Raw genomic sequence first — 18,444 nt, forward strand, 5'->3', positions numbered from 1 at the left:
AAATTAAGGAATAGGGAGAAGTGTTTATTTTATACTGGGTGAAATTTCCTGTTTTTATTAGGGTTGCTTATTTTCTTCTTGTAATAATTTGTGCAGCTTTTGTCTAAAGTGAATAAATTCCTCAGATAAAGGCAATTGTTCATTTCGTGGACGGGAAAAAGGAACAATCACTTCTTCTTTTATTTTGGCAGGACGGTGAGATAAAATAACAATTCGATCTGATAAAAGAATTGCTTCTTCAATATTATGGGTAACAAAAAGGATGGTCGGTTTATGCTTTTCCCATATTTGCAAAAGCCATTGCTGCATATCAGATCGTGTCAGCTCGTCCAAAGCAGAAAAAGGCTCATCTAAAAGCATTAATTCCTGCGGGCTTAAAAGTGCACGAATAAATGCTGCTCTTTGTTTCATTCCTCCTGATAACTCATGGGGGTATGCGTTTAAATACTCTCCGAGACCAGCTACTTTCAGCATTTCCTTTGCACGGCTTTCATCTGTTTTTCCTTGAAGTTCCTGACCTAAGAGTGTGTTATCTAAAATGCTTCTCCAAGGCAGCAGTGATGGAGATTGTGGCATATAGCTGATTTTCCCCGTTATTCCGTTAATCTTTTCTTCGTTTAAAGAAATTGTTCCTTCATCAGGAGTCAGCAATCCGCCAATCATATGAAACAGCGTGCTTTTTCCGCTGCCGGAAGGCCCTAGGATTGAGACAAATTCACTTTTTTTTATATGCAATTCCAGTCCGTCTAAAACATGATTAGAACCAAAACGTTTTGATAGGTTCGTTAAAGATAGTACGGTCATTTTGCTTTAGTCTCCTTCCATTTCCAGCGTACCATCAGCTTCTCAACAAGTTTAATGAGTGAGAAGAATAAAAGACTGAGGATCATAATGGCGAAGATGGCAACAAACACTCGATCAGAGCGGAAGGAAGAAGACGCTAATGTCATGTAAACACCAACTCCCATCCTGGCACCAACCCATTCTGAAATCACTGCACCCATTACACTATAAGTTGCCGAGATCTTAATACCGGAAAAGATGCTGGGTAAAGCGGCAGGCAGTTCTAACTTCCAAAAAAGCTGCTGTTTAGTTGCTCCAGCCATTTTCATATAATGCTTTAAGTCGGCAGGTGTTTGTTTAAACCCATCGAGTGCAGCAACCGTAATAGGAAAAAAGCAGACAAGAGTAATGACAATGACTTTCGGCAGAATTCCAAATCCAAACCAGATGACCAAAAGCGGGGCAAGTACGATAACTGGCACGTTTTGCGACAGAATGAGAAGCGGATAAACTGATTCTCTAACAAAAGGAAGCATGTGCAGTAAAAAGGCAGCGGCAAGCCCAACAGCTGCACCAATCGCAAAGCCATATAGTGATAAGCTAGTCGTCGAAAGCAGGTGAGGTGCAAACTGAGACCAGCCGTTATATGCTTCCTGAAAAATCAGGCTTGGCGCCGGGACTAGCCAGGATGGTGCTTCAACAAACCTGACAATCCCTTCCCATAATAAGAATAAAAGGAGGAGAACAAGTATTGGTCTCCATCCTTTCTTTAAAGCAGTATTCATCCTTTATATTTCTCCGTTAAGGTATCCATTGTAATGCCATCTGGCTGGAATAGAATTTTGATTTGAGAGATAACATTGGAACTGCCAATCTCAATCATTTTTTCGTTCATTTTCTTAATAACCGCAAAAATTTGATCTAGGTCACCTTCCATAGTAGTTTCAAGAGGGTGTACCTCATATTTGATGCCGGACGCATCAATAATGGCAATCGCCTCGTCAACGTACGGAATGACATTTTCCCCATTTTTAGTTTTTGGAATGATTTGTATACTCACTAAAGAATTAGCCAAGATTTTCTCCCCCTATTTTGGTAAGTATTCGTTCGTAAATGCTTTTTCTGCATCCAGTTCGCCATCGAGCAATCCATTTTCAAACATCCAATTACCGTAGTTTTCCCATACTTCTAGTTTTTGTACTCCCCATTGATCGGCATCATCCTGATAACGTGGTGCCAGCCATTCCTGGCTTTTCTTAACTAGTTCAGGATCCAGGTCTGGAACTGCTTCTATTAGAATGTCAGCAGCTTCCGCTGGATTTTCAATTACATATTCATACCCTTTTGAAGCTCCCTCTAAAAATGCTTCAATCATTTCAGGATTAGAGCTGATCATATCTTCGTTAGTGGCAAGAACAGGTGTATAATAATCCAGATTTTCCGAGTAATCGGTAGGATAGATCATATTTAAATCTATACCGCGTAATTCTGCTTCAATTCCAGTCCAGCCGTAAAAGATCCAAGAAAAATCAACATCTCTTTCAACTGAAGTGAAGAAATCTGCACTGCCAATATTTAAGATCGTAACATCATCGGCACTTGCATTCTCAGATCTCATTAAGGATTCAAGGATTTGCTCTTCAACTGGAGATCCGAAGCCTCCGTATGTTTTTCCTGCAAAATCTTTAGGAGTCTCAATGTTTTTTTCTACAGGAGAAGCAAAGCCTGATGTATTATGCTGTATGACAGCTGCAATCGAAACAAGCGGTACACCCTGAACCCTTGCTTGTGTAATGCTTTCCTGGTAACTGACTCCAAAATCTGCTTTGCCTGAAGCAATCAATTGATCTGCACTAGCATCACCAGGCAAAATAATGTCGACATCAAGTCCTGCTTCTTCAAAATAGCCATTTTCAACGGCTGCATAAAGTCCAGTATGATTTGTATTTGGTGTCCAATCCAGAACTACTGTCACTTCTTCAAGTTCTTCCGCTTCATTGCTGCTGTTGTTTTCCGTATCTTCGTTATTTCCGCAAGCCGTTAAAACCATTAATAACGATGCAGTTAACATCCATTTTTTCATAATTTCCTCCTCATTGTGCAGATCATACCGTGAAGATCTCAGTTAATGTCATATGAGTAGTATGGAACAATTCCCTTATAAACATAAAACCCCTGGCTGCTGCAGCCAGGGGACATAATAAATAAGCATAATATTGCATTACATTATGTTCCCTACGCTGGTATCAGCCAGATCAGGTTCAAAGGGTTATCATTATATAATGAAATCTCAACCGCAGAGCGGTTCCCCTACATAAAACGATATGAAATTATATTCAAAAGTCTCAGTCTTTACATAATTGTAAAGTATTTGTTTAAAAATGGTTAGCGTTCCACATTACGTCTTCATTATAGCAAAAAAATAAGAAATTTCTAGTAAAAAGCTTTTTATTTTTTAGCAAGAAAAATGGCGGAAGAAGATTTTACCATTTTAACCATGGAAAAGATTGAGTTTGTCCTATTCTTGAACAATGTGTTACAGTAGTTTCTGTTGTGCCGAGACTATAATGAATGGAGGAGAACGAATGAAAAAATTTGTTCTAAGCATGATTGCTGCTATTGTCATGGTCTCATTCCAATATACATTTACTGAACCAAAGAAAATAAATGCTGAAACGCTGGACTCTGTTACCATTTATACGGTTAAGGATCAGGAAACATTATATGATGTGGCACTGAAATTCTCAGTATCAGAGCTGGAATTAAAAGAAGTTAATCATTTGTCAGAAGAAGCTATTAATTCTGGAGATAAGTTAATTATACCTAATACAATATCCAAGAAAGAGAAAGACTTGCTTGCCCGGCTTGTTCATGCTGAAGCAAAAGGTGAACCTTATAAAGGAAAGGTTGCAGTGGCTCAAGTTGTTTTAAATCGAGTAGAAGATGAGCGATTTCCTGATAGTATTAAGCAAGTGATTTATGAAAAGAGACAATTTCAGCCTGTCGACAATGGGAGCATTAATAAACCAGCTGATAAAGAGGCAAAAAAGGCAGTAAATGAGGCAATAGCTTTAGAGGGACAAGGGAATAACGAAGCTGTTTTTTTCTTTAATCCGGATTTGACGGATAGCACCTGGTTAAGAGCTCAAACCGTTACAGGTGAAATTGGAAAACACCGTTTTGCAAAGTAACATGGCAGAAGCTATGTTACTTTTTGTTTTTAAGGGAAGAGAGACCTGGATTTAGAAGAAGCTTCAGCAGGTTTACCTGCCATTGACATAGGTGGTTTTGATATGGGCGTATTACTGGGTTACTTGAATTTCTGTTTATCTTCGTCTATGATGCAAGTAAAGGAGTGGTTGTTATGTTATCAAATATAGGTATTCCAGGTTTAATTCTTATATTAGTATTAGCACTTATTATCTTTGGACCCAAAAAATTGCCGGAAATTGGCCGTGCTTTTGGACAAACTCTGAAAGAGTTCAAAAACTCTGCAAAAGATTTAACTTCTGATGAAGATGAACCTAAAGACAAACCAAAGAATTCTTTAAGTAAAGATTAAGTTTAGTTTAGAGAATTTAAATTAATATAAGCACAGATATACAGGCTCAGATCATTCGTGATTTGAGCCTTTTCATTTCCCGAAATGTAAGTCCTTTTACATTGTACAGATCTTGTCATGCTGAAATGAGCTTGAGTGCATATAATCTGTGTAATTTTTATAAGGAACTGTGATAGGATAGAGGAGTATTAAAAAAAAAGCAATTGTTCAAGGAGGCGTTCATTATGAAAAATAAATTAATGACTTATACAGCATGCACTAACGGGGTAACGTCTAATTAACAATTAGCAGTTCCCCATATTAGAAAGGGGATAAATTTTGAGTATTGACAAAATAGTAAGATTGGCTGAATTAACAGCAGAAAACTGGTATGAGTGCTGTTCATTGCAGATAACAGAGAATCAAGAAAAATTTATAGAAAACAATGCAATATCGATTCTGCAGTCTAAATTTGAACCGTCATTAAGACCGTTTGTTATATATTATGGTGATAAAGTTGCAGGTTTTTTAATGTATAATACGGAACCGGAAGAACTTGATGGTTACTGGATTTACAGAATAATGATTGATCATAGATTTCAGGGTAAGGGCATTGGTAAGGATGCTTCTTCAATAATGATTTCAAAAATGTCCAATCTGCCAAACGCAAAGAAGCTCGTTGTAGGCTATCATCCCGAAAATTTAGGGGCACATGGTTTATACGAGAGCTTGGGGTTTATCGATTACGGAGATCGCTTTGGAAAAGAAATGGCCGTTGTCAAAACGATTAACCAGTAAAATACTACAATTCACAATATAATGCTGGAAGCTCAAAATTATTTTGAGCTTTTTTGCTTTGGACGTTTTGAAAGGACTATTAGATGGATAAAAAATGAATAGGCTGCTATTAAAAGTAAGCTCCTTTTTTAAAGGCGCTTCTTTTTAATAGTGCTAAGCAGCATTTTAGCGATATGACTGGAGATGGCAAAAGCAGAGCAGAATAGTTATTTGATGACAGACGAAAGCTGCTGCCTTGCTGGAGGCAGACCGCCTTAGAGGCTGTTCACCACAGCTCAGGAAAAAGTAGAAAACCCTTTTTTTTATAAAAAAGAATCAGAGATTTGAATCAGCTGTAACAAATGATTTGACTGAGATGTTTATACAAGTTAAAATGAAAGCGAAAACAGAAACATGTATATACAAGTTTGAGTTTTAGGCTTGTTTAAAAACATTACAGAATCATTCTTTACCAGAAAAATATCTTGGTGAAACAATAAAACTAACAACAGGTGTGATGAATAGTGAATGAACCATGGTGGAAAAAAGCTGTAGTATATCAAATTTATCCGAAAAGCTTTAATGATACGACTGGAAATGGTGTAGGAGATTTGCCTGGAATTATTGATAAGCTCGATTACTTAAAGGAGCTTGGTGTTGATTGTTTATGGCTTACGCCCATCTATGCTTCTCCTCAGCGAGATAACGGGTATGATATTAGCGATTACTTCCGTATTCAAGCTGAATATGGGACAATGAATGATTTTGAAAGTCTTTTGAAGGAAGCTCATGCACGTGGCATTAAAGTAATCATGGATATTGTTGTCAATCATACATCGACGGAGCATGACTGGTTCCAGGAAGCGAGAAAATCTCGCCATAATCCTTACAGAGATTATTATATTTGGAAAGAGCCAAAGGAAGATGGAAGCGAGCCAAATAATTGGCAGTCTAAGTTTGGAGGTTCTGCCTGGAAGCTTGATGAACAGACCGGCCAATATTATTTGCATTTATTTGATGTTACTCAGGCAGATTTAAATTGGGAAAACGAAGAACTGCGCCAAAAGCTATATGATATGATGCATTTCTGGTTTGAGAAAGGTATTGATGGCTTTCGACTGGATGTTATCAACCTTATTTCAAAGGATCAGAGCTTTGCCGATGATGATGGGTCCATTCCTCCAGGTGACGGCCGTAAGTTCTATACAGATGGGCCGAGAGTTCATGAATACATGCAGGAAATGAACCAAAACGTTTTTTCAAAATATGACTCCTTAACAGTGGGTGAAATGTCATCTACTAGTATTGAACACTGTATTAAGTATTCAAACCCAGACCAGACGGAACTTAGCATGACGTTTAATTTTCATCATTTAAAAGTAGATTACCCTAATGGCGAAAAATGGGCTCTAGCGGATTTTGATTTTATTAAGCTGAAGCAAATTTTATCTGAATGGCAAACAGGCATGCATAAAGGCGGCGGATGGAATGCTCTTTTCTGGTGCAATCATGATCAGCCGCGTGTTGTATCACGCTATGGCAACGACAAGGAGTATCACCGTGAATCAGCTAAAATGCTTGCGACAACCATTCATATGATGCAAGGCACGCCATATATTTATCAGGGAGAAGAGTTTGGGATGACCAATCCGGGCTTTGATTCTATTGATGAGTATCGAGATGTTGAATCACTTAACATGTATAAACTTATGCAGCAGCAAGGGAAAAGTGAGGCAGAAATTATAGAGATCCTAAAGAGCAAATCACGGGATAATTCACGTACACCAGTGCAGTGGAATAGTCAGCCTCATGCAGGTTTTACAAGCGGCACTCCATGGATTAATGTAGCAGGAAATTACGAAAATATTAATGCAGAAAATGCATTAAAAGATGAAGAATCCGTATTTTATCATTACCAAAAGCTAATCAGCCTTCGTAAACAGTTTGACATAATTACAACAGGTGACTATCAGCTGCTGGCTGAAAACGATGAGCGAATATTTGCTTATATTCGCAATGGAGAAAATGATAAATTGCTTGTAGTCAACAACTTTTATACTGATTCGGCATCCTTTAAGCTGCCGGACGAAGAAAATATTGATGGCTATAAGGCTGAGATACTGCTTTCAAATTATGAGCACTCTCCAGAACCGTTTGCCGAGATAAAGCTTCGGCCGTATGAATCGATCGTTTATTATTTAAAAAAATAATATAAAAAGGTAATTGCGAATTCAGAAGCAATTACCTTTTTATTTTCATATATGATTCATTTGACTGAATAGAAAGAGTGCTTAGAATAACATTCCAGCAATTGCTGCACTAAGCAAAGAAGCAAGTGTCCCGGCAATAACAGCTTTTATGCCAAGCTTTGCAATGTCTGCACGGCGATTAGGTGCCAGGTTTCCAAGTCCGCCTAAAAGGATGCCTAGAGAGGAAATATTGGCAAATCCGCACAAAGCAAAGCTAATAATAGCAACGGTTTTGTCTGTGAGCTGATCGATTTCAGGTGCAAAAGCTGAATATGCAACAAATTCATTTAGAACAAGCTTTTGTCCTATGAAATTCCCTGCTGTAACAGCTTCGTCCCATGGTACTCCGATTGCGAATGCAAGCGGTGAGAAGATATAGCCTAAGATCATCTCAATTGAAATATCTCCATATCCAAATAGACTGCCGATTCCGCTTAAAAGACCATTCAATAGAGCAACAATGGCGATAAATGCTAGGAGCATTGCGCCGATATTAAGAGCAAGGTTAAGGCCTACGCTGGCTCCTTTTGCGGCAGCATCAATGACATTCGCTGCATCTTTGTCATCTTCCATCTCAAATTCCTGAGGTTCTTCTATGCCCTCTGTTTCTGGCAAAATTAGCTTGGCCATTACAAGACCAGCAGGGGCAGCCATAAAGCTGGCAGCTATTAAATATTCTAATGGAACGCCAAGCAGTGAATATCCAATCAGAACGGAACCGGCAACGGATGCAAGTCCCCCCGTCATTACTGCGAACAGCTCAGATTGAGACATGCGGGCAATATAGGGTTTGACAACAAGGGGTGCCTCCGTTTGTCCCACAAAAATATTTGCGGCAGCGGAAAGAGATTCTGCTTTACGAGTTCCTAAGAGCCAAGAAAGACCTCCACCCAGAATCTTAATAAAAAATTGCATAATTTTTAGATAGTAGAGTACAGAGATTAAAGACGAAAAGAAAATAACAACCGGTAATACTTGAAAAGCAAAAACGGAAGTAATGCCAGACTGTTCCGTAAAAATGCCGCCAAATAAAAAGTTAATTCCTTCATTTGCATAGCTGATAATATCATTTACCCGCATTGTTAACCAGTTTAATACGCTTCTTCCTGTTTCCCATTTTAGAACCAGAAAGCCAAAGAGAATTTGAATCGCTAACCCGGATAAAATGGTTCTGAGCTTTATGGAGCTGCGGTTATTTGATAAAAGGAAGCCGATGCCAAGGACGACAATGATTCCAAAAAGGCCCCAAATGAAATTCATAATATCACCTCAATAAAGTATTCAAAGCTGCAATAGTAGTATTATGTACAAACGGACTGACAACATGTGAATATGTTTAAAATAGAGATACCAGTGACTGAAGAAACAAACTTCTAGAAGTATACCCATTAAAGTAAAGGATAAGCATGTGAATGACGTGAAAAACACTGTCAGGAAAAGAGGATTGCAAACTCTTGCGGCGGACGATACAATTGAGGGTATGACAAATGAAAGTTGTGAGGAAGATACATGTCTAAAAATTTAAAAGATCAAGTTTTATCAAGAAGAACATTTGCTATAATATCCCACCCGGATGCAGGCAAAACAACATTAACCGAAAAGCTTCTGTTATTTGGCGGAGCGATTAGAGACGCTGGAACTGTAAAGGGAAAGAAAACTGGTAAATACGCAACCAGCGACTGGATGGAAATCGAGAAGCAGCGTGGAATTTCTGTTACGTCAAGTGTCATGCAGTTTGATTATAATGGAGCTCGCGTCAACATTTTGGATACACCTGGTCACCAGGATTTCAGTGAAGACACATATAGAACATTAACGGCTGTTGATAGTGCAGTCATGATCATTGATTCTGCAAAAGGGATAGAAGATCAAACACTAAAGTTATTTAAGGTTTGCCGGATGAGAGGTATTCCTATTTTTACATTTATTAACAAACTCGACCGCCAAGGGAAAACACCATTGGAACTTCTTGCAGAGCTTGAAGAAGTGATGGGAATCGAATCATATCCAATGAACTGGCCGATTGGAATGGGTAAAGAATTCCTGGGCATTTATGATCGTTTCAATAATCGGATTGAACAGTTCCGTGTAGAAGAGGATGAGCGCTTTATTTCTCTGAATGATGAGGGAGAGATAGCGGGAGCCCACAATTTAAAGGAATCTGGCTTATATGAACAGACTTTAGAAGAAATTATGCTGTTAAACGAAGCAGGCAATGAATTTTCTAGAGAGCGCATAAGAGACGGGGAATTAACGCCAGTATTTTTTGGGTCTGCGCTGACTAATTTCGGCGTGCAAACCTTCTTAGAGTCTTATCTGCAATTTGCACCATCTCCTCAGCCGCGTAATTCTACGTCAGGAGAAATTGATCCATTGTCAGAGGATTTCTCAGGTTTTATCTTTAAAATTCAAGCCAATATGAATCCTGCTCACCGTGACCGGATTGCTTTTCTGCGCATTTGTTCTGGTAAGTTTGAAAGAGGCATGAATGTAAATGTTCCACGCATCAGCAAACAGATCAAGTTAGCTCAATCGACTCAATTTATGGCAGATGACCGCAGCACGGTAGATGAAGCTGTAAGCGGAGATATTATAGGTATCTATGATCCGGGCACCTATCAAATTGGCGATACATTGACAGTAGGAAAAAATAATTTCCAATATGAACGATTGCCGCAATTCACGCCTGAGTTATTTATGCGTGTAACAGCAAAAAACGTGATGAAGCAAAAGCATTTTCATAAAGGCATTGGACAGCTTGTCCAAGAAGGGGCCATTCAGCTATTTAAAAGTGTTAAAACAGATGAATACCTGCTTGGTGCTGTTGGACAGCTGCAATTTGAAGTATTCGAACATCGCATGAAAAATGAATACAATACTGAAGTGTATATGGAACGCTTAGGTTCTAAAATCACGCGCTGGGTTGAAAAAGAAGAAATAAATGAAAATCTCTCCAGTTCACGCAGTTTACTTGTAAAAGATCGATATGACAAATACGTATTTTTATTTGAAAATGATTTCGCATTACGCTGGTTCCAAGAAAAAAATCCAGATGTAGCATTATATAATCCAATGGACACTCAGTCGTAAAATAAAGAGTTGGACATGAGTTTTGAACCAGACTATATATCCGAAAGATTAGAAAAACGTTTTTCTAATCTTTCGGTTTTTTTATTTATGCTAATTTGCATTCCTTAAAAAATTCTTGACACATTAAAAGGGAGCAGATATAGTTTAATTATTAAATAATACTTTAATACCTAAAAGCGTTTAAGTGAAAAAGTGAATAGGCAATGTCAGCAGCAAAGAGTAGAGTATGGGTATGCAGCAGCCAGAGACTGAATAGACGGTGAAAATTCAGGCAGCCTTTATTTCCAAGTACAACTGTGCAAAAATGACATTAACTAATGAAGTGGATAAAGTAATGGTTTTCATCTGAAAGTCCATGTTTATCAATTAGGGTGGTAACGCGGAGCTATTTCGTCCCTATATTTACAGGGGAAAAGCTCGGCTTTTTTTGCTTGCACTTTCGGAAAGTATAAATTAGAAGCATTATTAATAATACGGCACAGCAGCTAATTTTGAAGAAAGTACAAGTACATCTATTTCTAGTCGTTCTCTTAAAAGGACACTTAAAGGAAATGCTTGAATGTATTGTGGAGGGATTTTTATGCAGCATGTTAAGTCAGCACAAGAGATATCAGTCTGGGAAGCAATCATCATCACTATTTTGGTGATAGGGGGAGTTAGTTATTCGATTATCGGTTTAGAGGTAACTCCTCATATTCCGATTATCTTCGCCATCATAACATTGATTCTTTATGGTTTATGCAAAAGGGTGAAAGTTTCAAATATTGAAGAAGGGATATTTGAAGGAGCAAAGTCTGGAATCGGCGCCATCTTTATTTTCTTTTTCATTGGCATGTTAATTAGCAGCTGGATGGCAAGCGGAACGATCCCTACTTTTATTTATCTGGCATTAGAGACCGTAAATGGCCAATTCTATTATGCAATTGTTTTTATTGTTACAAGTCTAATTGGTCTAAGCATTGGCAGTTCGCTTACGACAGCAGCGACTTTGGGAGTAGCGTTTATGAGTATCAGCAATGCTTTAGGTTTATCAGACGCTATAACTGCGGGGGCAGTTATTTCTGGTGCCTTTTTTGGCGACAAAATGTCCCCGCTGTCTGATACAACGAATTTGGCATCTATGATTGTAAAAGTAGATTTATTTGAACACATTAAGAACATGGCCTGGACAACAATTCCTGCTTTTGCATTGTCCTTTATCTTTTTTGCAGTTCTTTCCCCACAGGAAGCTTCTGCGGATTTTCAGACGATTAGTTTATTTAAAGAGACGTTAAAGGATTTAGGCTTTGTTAAATGGTATTCTCTCATTCCTTTTGCGATTTTAGCTATACTGGCAATCAAAAAGGTGCCTTCTATTTTAACTCTTTCTGCTGGAGTCATTTCAGCAGCTGCCTTGGCCTTTTTCGTTCAAAAGGATTTTTCTTTTTCTTCCTTAATGACAATTTTGTTTGCAGGTTTCCAATCTGATACGGGGGTAGAACAAGTTGATTCACTTCTGAACAGAGGCGGAATGGAAAGCATGTTTTTCTCTATCTCTCTTGTATTGCTTGCTTTGGGGTTAGGGGGTCTATTTATTAAGCTTGGGATCCTTCCGTCCTTATTAAAGGGCATCCAAAACCATTTGAAAAAAATTCCTGTTCTTATTACTGCGGCAGCTTGTACGGCAATTGGAATTAATATAACAATTGGTGAACAGTATCTGTCCATTTTGCTAACAGGCAGTACGTTTCAAAACGCATTTACGAAAGCGGGCCTGCACCTGAAAAATTTATCGCGTGTATTAGAGGATGCAGGTACGGTTATTAATCCATTAGTTCCATGGAGTGTATGCGGCGTGTTCCTAACAGGTGTTTTAGATGTGTCAACCGTGGAATATCTGCCATTTGCGTTCTTTTGCTTGTTGTCTCCAGTTCTCACGATCCTTTATGGAATCACGGGACTTACGATTAAAAAGAACAGTTAAAAGGAAAATCGTTTCACTAAGAAAAGAGGCTGTGAGCTCATGAGAAGCTCCCAGTCTCTTTTTATACTTTAAAAAATAAAAATGAGCAATAGAGAAGAGCCCGGACGCAGTGCTCATTTTAGGAAGGTAGGATAAGCGCTACTAAGCCTCTGTCTGCGTCCTTTTTCCAATTGGCAGGTTTTATATTTGTCATAAAATCGCAACAATTGTTAATTGCCTGTTCCTTGCATCTATAGTCTAGCTTTTTATATAGTAAAGGTAGACTATGATACATACTTGAGAGGGGACATTAGGTGCAAATAAGTCAGTTTTCCATAAAGAGACCTATATTTACAATTGTAACAATGGTATTAGTGCTTGTATTAGGAGGAGTTTCACTTCTTAATATACCCCTTAAATTAATTCCGGATATTAATCCGCCCGTCGGTGTAGTTGTAACCACTTATGCAGGAGCAAGTCCTGAAGAGGTAGCAGACAAAGTGACAAAGCCATTAGAGGAAAGCTTGAGCACGCTGCCAGGCTTAAAAACTATGACAACTACATCACAGGAAAGCGCCAACATGACTTTGCTGGAATTTTCCTGGACAACAGACATTGATGAGATTCAAACAGAAGTAATTCAAAGATTAGATCAGACCGAAATGCCTGAAGATGCGGAACGGCCTCGTTTTTTAAAGTTTGATCCGTCCCAGTTTCCCATTATTCAACTATCTTTAAGTGCAAATGAAGATGAAGAAACTTTAAGAGAACTTGCTGATCAATTAAATCTAGAACTGGCAAAAGTAGATGGTGTTGCCAGTGTAAACACATCCGGTACAGCAATTAAGGAAGTTCGGGTGCAGCTTGATCAGGAAAGACTTGAAGAATATAAGTTAAGCCAGGCTGATGTTGTAGATGTAATCCAGGCAAATGATATCTCGCTTCCTGGAGATACGATTTTAACAAATGGAAAAGAATTAACAACGAGAATTATCAGCACTGTGAATTCAATTGAGATGCTGGAGGATTTAACTGTTACAGCAGATGGATCAGGGAACGAGATAACTCTGGCAGATATTAGTGAAGTAGAACTCGTAAATCAGGATGATCGGACCATCACAAGAACCAATGAGGCACCATCTGTATTGCTAAGTGTTCTTCAGCAATCGGATGCCAATACAGCTCAAGTATCTGATGCATTTACAGAAGCATTAGATGAGCAGCTGCAAAAAGATCAGTTTGACCATATTGAAGCAGATATTTTGTTTGATCAGGGTGATTATATTCAGCTGGCGATCAGCAATATATCCAGTTCCCTTGTCATTGGGGGAATACTTGCAATGATTGTGCTGTTTTTCTTTTTACGAAGCGTAAAAAGTCCGCTTATCATTGGGATTGCAATTCCTTACTCAGTCATCTTTACATTTGTGCTGATGTATTTTTCAGATTTCACATTGAATATTATGACTTTAGGAGGACTTGCACTCGGAATTGGAATGCTGGTCGATAATGCAATTGTCGTTATTGAAAATATTTACCGCCACCTTTACATGGGGAAAGATCCTAAGACAGCAGCAAGAGACGGAGCAAAGGAAGTTGGAACAGCGATTACAGCCTCTACGTTAACAACTGTTGCTGTGTTCCTGCCAGTTGCTTTTATTACAGGGATTATTGGCGAACTATTCACTGAATTTGCGTTAACCATTTCATTCAGTTTATTTGCTTCGTTAATTGTTGCATTAACGGTTGTACCAATGCTTGCAAGCCGCCTTTTGAAAGCGCCAAAAGAAAATCTTGAAGCGAAAAGACAAGAATCTGCACTGTTAAAATGGCTTGAAGGGTCAGTAAAATGGTCCTTAAAAAATCGTGCCCTTGTTTTAATCAGTTCTTTAGTGCTTTTAGCTGCAGGAGGATACGGCATATCTACAGTTGGCACTCAGTTTTTGCCCAACACAGATGAAGGCTTTTTCTCTATTCGAGTTGAATTGGAGAATGGTACAGCCTTGACTGAGACAGAAAAGGTCATTGCAGCGTTAGAGGCTGAGCTTGAAGACGAGACAGATGTAGATACGTATGTTTCATTAATTGGAACAACCCAGGAAGGGTCTTTTAGAGGATCAGGCAGCCCTAATATTGCAGAAGTATATATTAAAATGAAAGATTTGGAGGAACGGGATCGCTCAACCTTTGAATTTGCTGACAATGTGAAAAGCGGTTTAGAAAGTGCTGCTCAAAATGCAAATGAGAGTGCCGAACTTTCATTTAGTCTGCAATCATCAACAGGTTCAGCTCCGAACACATTATCCTTTAATGTGCGTGATGCAGACTCAGCTCGCCTAGATGAAGCTACAGAGCAAATTTATAACGCCTTGTCTGATCTTGATGATGTAACTGAAATTTCTACCGATGTCTTGAATACGGTTGAAGAAATTCAAATTACGGTTGATAAAGAAAGAGCTCTTCAACAAGGGCTGGCACCAGCACAAATAGCGATGGCTGTAAATGATGTTACACGCGGCAATATGGCCACACAGATGGTAACCGAAAACTCTGATATCTATGGTGTTTATGTTGAATATGATAGAGAAGTGACACAAAATCTCGATAACTTGAAATCATTGCTGATCAAGAAACCGGATGACACATATATACCGCTCAGCGATGTAACAGAAATTACGCAAGGAGAAGGCCCTGTTAATATAAGAAGAATTAATCAGCAGGATGCGATTGGATTTAATGTTCAATATAATGCAAATACAAATATGGGTGCATTTTCAAACCTTGTGGATAAAGAGATTGAAGCTCTTGATTTGGCTGAAGAGACTCAAATTGTCTTTAGCGGAGATCGAGAACTGCTTGAGTCTTCCATTGATGATATGATTCTGGCTTTTGTATTGGCGATCATCTTTATTTATCTGGTGATGTCAGCTCAGTTTGAATCATTGAAATATCCTTTTGTTATTTTATTTACTGTGCCTTTAATGGTAATTGGTGTAGCCATTGCTTTAACCATAACTCGGACACCTGTAAGCTTAACGGCTATTATAGGATTAATTGTGCTTGCCGGGATCGTAGTTAATAATGCCATCGTGATTGTCGATTATATTAATCAGCGAAAAGAAGCGGGTATGAAGACTTATGATGCCATTGTTACATCTGTAAAGGATCGTGCTCGCCCGATTTTAATGACAGCCTTAACCACTATTTTAGGGCTAGTGCCTCTTGCACTAGGGCTAGGCGAGGGAGCGGAAATTAACCAGCCGATGGGAATTACGGTTATTGGCGGCTTAATAAGCTCCACACTCTTAACATTATTTGTTATCCCAATTATATATAGCTTATTTGATAAGGATACAAGAAGATTAAATAAGGTGTATGCAACACCAGATGGACAGCTGATTCCAGCTTATCTATTGGAAGAAAGGGCTGTAGTGCCACCGGAAGAAAAGCTGCCGGCAGAAGAAGAACTGCCTGTAAAAGACGATAAAAGCTATTCAAAAAAAGATATGGAAAACATGCTCGAAGAACTGCTGAAGATTGTAAAAGATACCGATGATAATAAGAAAAATGATGATAATCTTTGATCGGATTATTTTGAACGAGATTTAAAATACCTTAAATTAAACTCTTTTCAAGTTAGTGTTTCTATACACTTAGCTTGAAAGGAGTTTTTTGACTTAAGAAAGCTCAATCTTAGAATATACCTTTAAAATTTTATTATTTTAGGAAATTAACTGGAATCTTTATGATAATTATGCTTATTCCAGAGCAACATAACAGTATACAAACGTAGCTGGTGATAATGAATGAAAAAAATGGGAAAACTTGAAGCTGTTTTGTGGAGCATCGCCTTACCAGGCTTTAGCCAATTATTAGCAAAGCATTTATGGAAAGGCACATTATTTGTTGTGCTTGAATTTCTAATAAATGTTTATAGTAATTTTAATGCAGGCATAATGTATAGCTTCTTGGGAAAGATGGATAAGGCAGTGGAAGTAATGGATTTCCAGTGGCTCATGTTTTATCCTTGTTTGTATATGTTTGCTATGTGGGATGCATATAAAATTGCGATGCCAGAAAATGAGGAGCTATCTTTTCTGCCTTTTGTTTTTTCTGCCTATTTTGTCACAGTGGGACTCATGTATTCAACAGAAGTAAGATTATTTGGCATTTTTTTTGGTCCGGTTTTTTTACCAATGATGGGGGTGATTCCTGGCGTGATTACAGGACTTATTATTCGTTGGATTATATTAACGATTCGGAAGGCGAGAATGAAAAAGGCTGTATAAATTCATTATGCATTCAAATATGATCATAAAAATATAAGATAGTGGCTGAGATAATAGTATTTCAGCCGATGTAACCTGAACAATTAGCAGTTCGGGTTTTTTTGCTGCTTTTAGAATGACGAAAAAAGGAATAAAAAAAACTGCGTATTGCAGGATAATCTTTTATCGGTCTAAGCCAGCTTTTTTCAAAAGTACCCCCACAGTCTTAACGTTCGGAACGAAATAATATAGTTGTTTAAGGAGCGGAATTTCATTTTTATCAGTTCCATCATGTCATCCATAAGCAAATGCATATGATATAATATTGCTTGGAATGAGGTGAGACCAATGCTAAGTCTCTTGTCTTGGAAAAAAAGTAAACAGTCGTTAGAGGATTCAGTCCGACAAATACAACAAGGAGATACTGAACTTCAAAATGAGTTGATACAGGCTTTTAAGCCTTTCATTGCCAAGACGGTTTCTTCTGTTTGTAAAAGATATATCCATGAATCAGATGATGAATTTAGTATTGGCCTGATCGCTTTCAATGAAGCCATAAACCAGTTTAGCGAAAAGAAGGGAAGGTCGCTTTTATCTTTTTCTGAAATACTGATAAAAAGAAAAGTGATTGACTACATAAGACAGCAGGCAAAATATAAAGATACTTACTATAATTCGGTTGAAGATGGTGATTCTCCATTCAGTCAGGATCATTATTCATTAGGAAACTTTAAGCAGCAATCCGATACGGAAGCTAGAAGAGATGAAATTTTCCATTATAAAAAGGTTTTAGAGGAGTTTGGGATTTTATTTTCTGAGCTTGCAGAACTTTCACCTAAACATGCGGATGCCCGCAGAAATGCTATACGAGCAGCACAACTTATTGCTGCTGATAAAAAAATGAGCGTGGCACTGATGCAGAAGAAAAAATTGCCTATTAAAGACCTTCAAAAAAAGCTGGACGTTAGCAGAAAGACAATTGAGCGCAACCGAAAATATATAATTGCTGTCAGTCTGATTTTCCTTGGCGATTATATTTACTTAAGAGATTATATTAAGGCGGTGCTTGAGCCATGAAAAAAGGGGTCATTATAGACATAGATTTAGACTCCATCACACTTTTAACACCTGATGGAGACTTTGTTAAAACTTCCAATAAAGGTCAATCTTATTTAATTGGAGAAGAAATGGAATTTACCTCACCAGAAACATTGCGAAAAGGGAGGTTCAGCCTGAGATCTTCTTTCACTGCACTCAATAGAGGAGCAATCCTGCTCGTAACCCTGCTTATTGCCATCATAACTTCGATAGCCATTCCTTTTATTCATGATACAAAAACATATTCATATGTTTCAATTGACACTGAATCAAGCCTTGAAATGAAATTAAACAGCGAGAATAACGTTATTGATATGGTTCCTTTTAATCAAGCTGGAGCAGCAGTAATGGACAACCTTAAAGAATGGAAAAACACTCATATAAAAGATGTTGCAGCAATGGTGATTGCAGAGATGAATGAACAGGGATACCTTGAAACCAATGAGCCGCTTGTTATAGCAGCGGTTATAAATAACGAAAAAGATAATGAATCATATGATCAGCTGCAAAGCGAATTATTGGCTGTTAAATCGGAAATTGCTGAAGCTGAAGAGGTTGATATGAAAGTTATCTATGGAACATTAACTGAACGAAAACTCGCAGTGGAAAATGGAACAACTGTAGGGTTATATAAAAGCTCCTCTCAAGATGAGCAGGAAAACTGAGGTTACTTTGCATGTTCGGGAACAATTAAAA

At 38.1% G+C, this 18,444-nt stretch carries 15 protein-coding genes and 1 riboswitch; of the genes, 10 read left to right on the forward strand and 5 right to left on the reverse strand.

The features are described from left to right. Positions 1 to 57: 57 nt before the first annotated feature. From F7732_RS01010 to F7732_RS01025, 4 genes are read right to left on the reverse strand one after another with little or no spacing between them, the layout of a single operon-like run. Positions 58 to 804, reverse strand: a complete 747-nt coding sequence (locus F7732_RS01010) for an ABC transporter ATP-binding protein (protein ID WP_151571862.1) — start codon at positions 802 to 804, stop codon at positions 58 to 60. Beyond that, on the reverse strand, positions 801 to 1,568 hold the full coding sequence (locus tag F7732_RS01015) for an ABC transporter permease (protein WP_151571863.1): 768 nt from the start codon (positions 1,566 to 1,568) through the stop codon (positions 801 to 803). The genes F7732_RS01010 and F7732_RS01015 overlap by 4 nt, the downstream gene beginning before the upstream one ends. After that, positions 1,565 to 1,858, reverse strand: coding sequence for a thiamine-binding protein (locus tag F7732_RS01020; protein WP_066447294.1), 294 nt, complete (start codon positions 1,856 to 1,858; stop codon positions 1,565 to 1,567). The genes F7732_RS01015 and F7732_RS01020 overlap by 4 nt, the downstream gene beginning before the upstream one ends. A gap of 12 nt (positions 1,859 to 1,870) precedes the next feature. After that, the gene (locus F7732_RS01025; protein ID WP_151571864.1) at positions 1,871 to 2,866 is read right to left on the reverse strand and encodes an ABC transporter substrate-binding protein; all 996 of its coding nucleotides are present in this window, start codon (positions 2,864 to 2,866) and stop codon (positions 1,871 to 1,873) included. 132 nt (positions 2,867 to 2,998) lie between these two features. Continuing rightward, a riboswitch (TPP riboswitch) is annotated at positions 2,999 to 3,105 on the reverse strand. 263 nt (positions 3,106 to 3,368) lie between these two features. Between F7732_RS01025 and F7732_RS01030 the strand changes: the two genes are divergently transcribed. The 4 genes from F7732_RS01030 (at position 3,369) to treC (ending at position 7,311) form a co-directional block, all read left to right on the forward strand. Next, the gene (locus F7732_RS01030) at positions 3,369 to 3,974 is read left to right on the forward strand and encodes a cell wall hydrolase (RefSeq protein WP_151571865.1); all 606 of its coding nucleotides are present in this window, start codon (positions 3,369 to 3,371) and stop codon (positions 3,972 to 3,974) included. Between the two features lie 173 nt (positions 3,975 to 4,147). After that, positions 4,148 to 4,345, forward strand: a complete 198-nt coding sequence (locus F7732_RS01035) for a twin-arginine translocase TatA/TatE family subunit (protein ID WP_151571866.1) — start codon at positions 4,148 to 4,150, stop codon at positions 4,343 to 4,345. A gap of 318 nt (positions 4,346 to 4,663) precedes the next feature. After that, a complete protein-coding gene (locus F7732_RS01040) occupies positions 4,664 to 5,122 on the forward strand; it encodes a GNAT family N-acetyltransferase (RefSeq protein ID WP_151571867.1) in 459 nt (152 codons plus the stop codon). 503 nt (positions 5,123 to 5,625) lie between these two features. Next, complete coding sequence (treC, locus tag F7732_RS01045) at positions 5,626 to 7,311, forward strand: alpha,alpha-phosphotrehalase (protein WP_151571868.1); 1,686 nt, start codon at positions 5,626 to 5,628, stop codon at positions 7,309 to 7,311. An 81-nt stretch (positions 7,312 to 7,392) separates the two neighbouring features. Here the strand turns inward: treC and F7732_RS01050 are convergent, their stop codons facing one another. Continuing rightward, positions 7,393 to 8,610 carry a NupC/NupG family nucleoside CNT transporter gene (locus tag F7732_RS01050; protein ID WP_151571869.1) on the reverse strand — a complete coding sequence of 406 codons (1,218 nt, stop codon included), beginning with the start codon at positions 8,608 to 8,610 and terminating at the stop codon, positions 7,393 to 7,395. Between the two features lie 249 nt (positions 8,611 to 8,859). On the opposite strand from F7732_RS01050, the gene F7732_RS01055 reads away from it, so the two are divergent. The 6 genes from F7732_RS01055 to F7732_RS01080 all read left to right on the forward strand — a co-directional run bounded on the left by F7732_RS01055 (position 8,860) and on the right by F7732_RS01080 (position 18,413). Next, the gene (locus tag F7732_RS01055; RefSeq protein ID WP_151571870.1) at positions 8,860 to 10,440 is read left to right on the forward strand and encodes a peptide chain release factor 3; all 1,581 of its coding nucleotides are present in this window, start codon (positions 8,860 to 8,862) and stop codon (positions 10,438 to 10,440) included. A 580-nt stretch (positions 10,441 to 11,020) separates the two neighbouring features. After that, on the forward strand, positions 11,021 to 12,403 hold the full coding sequence (gene nhaC, locus F7732_RS01060; RefSeq protein WP_151571871.1) for a Na+/H+ antiporter NhaC: 1,383 nt from the start codon (positions 11,021 to 11,023) through the stop codon (positions 12,401 to 12,403). A 293-nt stretch (positions 12,404 to 12,696) separates the two neighbouring features. Beyond that, positions 12,697 to 15,966: an efflux RND transporter permease subunit gene (locus F7732_RS01065; protein WP_151571872.1), complete on the forward strand. Its 3,270-nt coding sequence runs from the start codon at positions 12,697 to 12,699 to the stop codon at positions 15,964 to 15,966. A 222-nt stretch (positions 15,967 to 16,188) separates the two neighbouring features. After that, a complete protein-coding gene (locus tag F7732_RS01070) occupies positions 16,189 to 16,671 on the forward strand; it encodes a hypothetical protein (protein WP_151571873.1) in 483 nt (160 codons plus the stop codon). A 318-nt stretch (positions 16,672 to 16,989) separates the two neighbouring features. Then, positions 16,990 to 17,727: an RNA polymerase sigma factor SigI gene (gene sigI, locus F7732_RS01075; RefSeq protein ID WP_240056493.1), complete on the forward strand. Its 738-nt coding sequence runs from the start codon at positions 16,990 to 16,992 to the stop codon at positions 17,725 to 17,727. Further along, the gene (locus tag F7732_RS01080; RefSeq protein WP_151571875.1) at positions 17,724 to 18,413 is read left to right on the forward strand and encodes an anti-sigma factor domain-containing protein; all 690 of its coding nucleotides are present in this window, start codon (positions 17,724 to 17,726) and stop codon (positions 18,411 to 18,413) included. The genes sigI and F7732_RS01080 overlap by 4 nt, the downstream gene beginning before the upstream one ends. The last annotated feature ends 31 nt before the right edge of the window (positions 18,414 to 18,444 follow it).

The organism is Bacillus mesophilum, from assembly GCF_008923265.1.
In the GTDB taxonomy this organism is placed as follows: Bacteria; Bacillota; Bacilli; order Bacillales; family Cytobacillaceae; genus Cytobacillus; species Cytobacillus mesophilum.

Excerpts from the sequence above, each read along its gene's own strand:
- F7732_RS01030 (WP_151571865.1), top strand. The coding sequence starts at position 3,369 with ATGAAAAAATTTGTTCTAAGCATGATTGCTGCTATTGTCATGGTCTCA.
- F7732_RS01050 (WP_151571869.1), bottom strand. The coding sequence starts at position 8,610 with ATGAATTTCATTTGGGGCCTTTTTGGAATCATTGTCGTCCTTGGCATC.
- F7732_RS01070 (WP_151571873.1), top strand. The coding sequence starts at position 16,189 with ATGAAAAAAATGGGAAAACTTGAAGCTGTTTTGTGGAGCATCGCCTTA.
- F7732_RS01025 (WP_151571864.1), bottom strand. The coding sequence starts at position 2,866 with ATGAAAAAATGGATGTTAACTGCATCGTTATTAATGGTTTTAACGGCT.
- F7732_RS01010 (WP_151571862.1), bottom strand. The coding sequence starts at position 804 with ATGACCGTACTATCTTTAACGAACCTATCAAAACGTTTTGGTTCTAAT.
- F7732_RS01035 (WP_151571866.1), top strand. The coding sequence starts at position 4,148 with ATGTTATCAAATATAGGTATTCCAGGTTTAATTCTTATATTAGTATTA.
- nhaC (WP_151571871.1), top strand. The coding sequence starts at position 11,021 with ATGCAGCATGTTAAGTCAGCACAAGAGATATCAGTCTGGGAAGCAATC.
- F7732_RS01015 (WP_151571863.1), bottom strand. The coding sequence starts at position 1,568 with ATGAATACTGCTTTAAAGAAAGGATGGAGACCAATACTTGTTCTCCTC.
- F7732_RS01080 (WP_151571875.1), top strand. The coding sequence starts at position 17,724 with ATGAAAAAAGGGGTCATTATAGACATAGATTTAGACTCCATCACACTT.
- F7732_RS01055 (WP_151571870.1), top strand. The coding sequence starts at position 8,860 with ATGTCTAAAAATTTAAAAGATCAAGTTTTATCAAGAAGAACATTTGCT.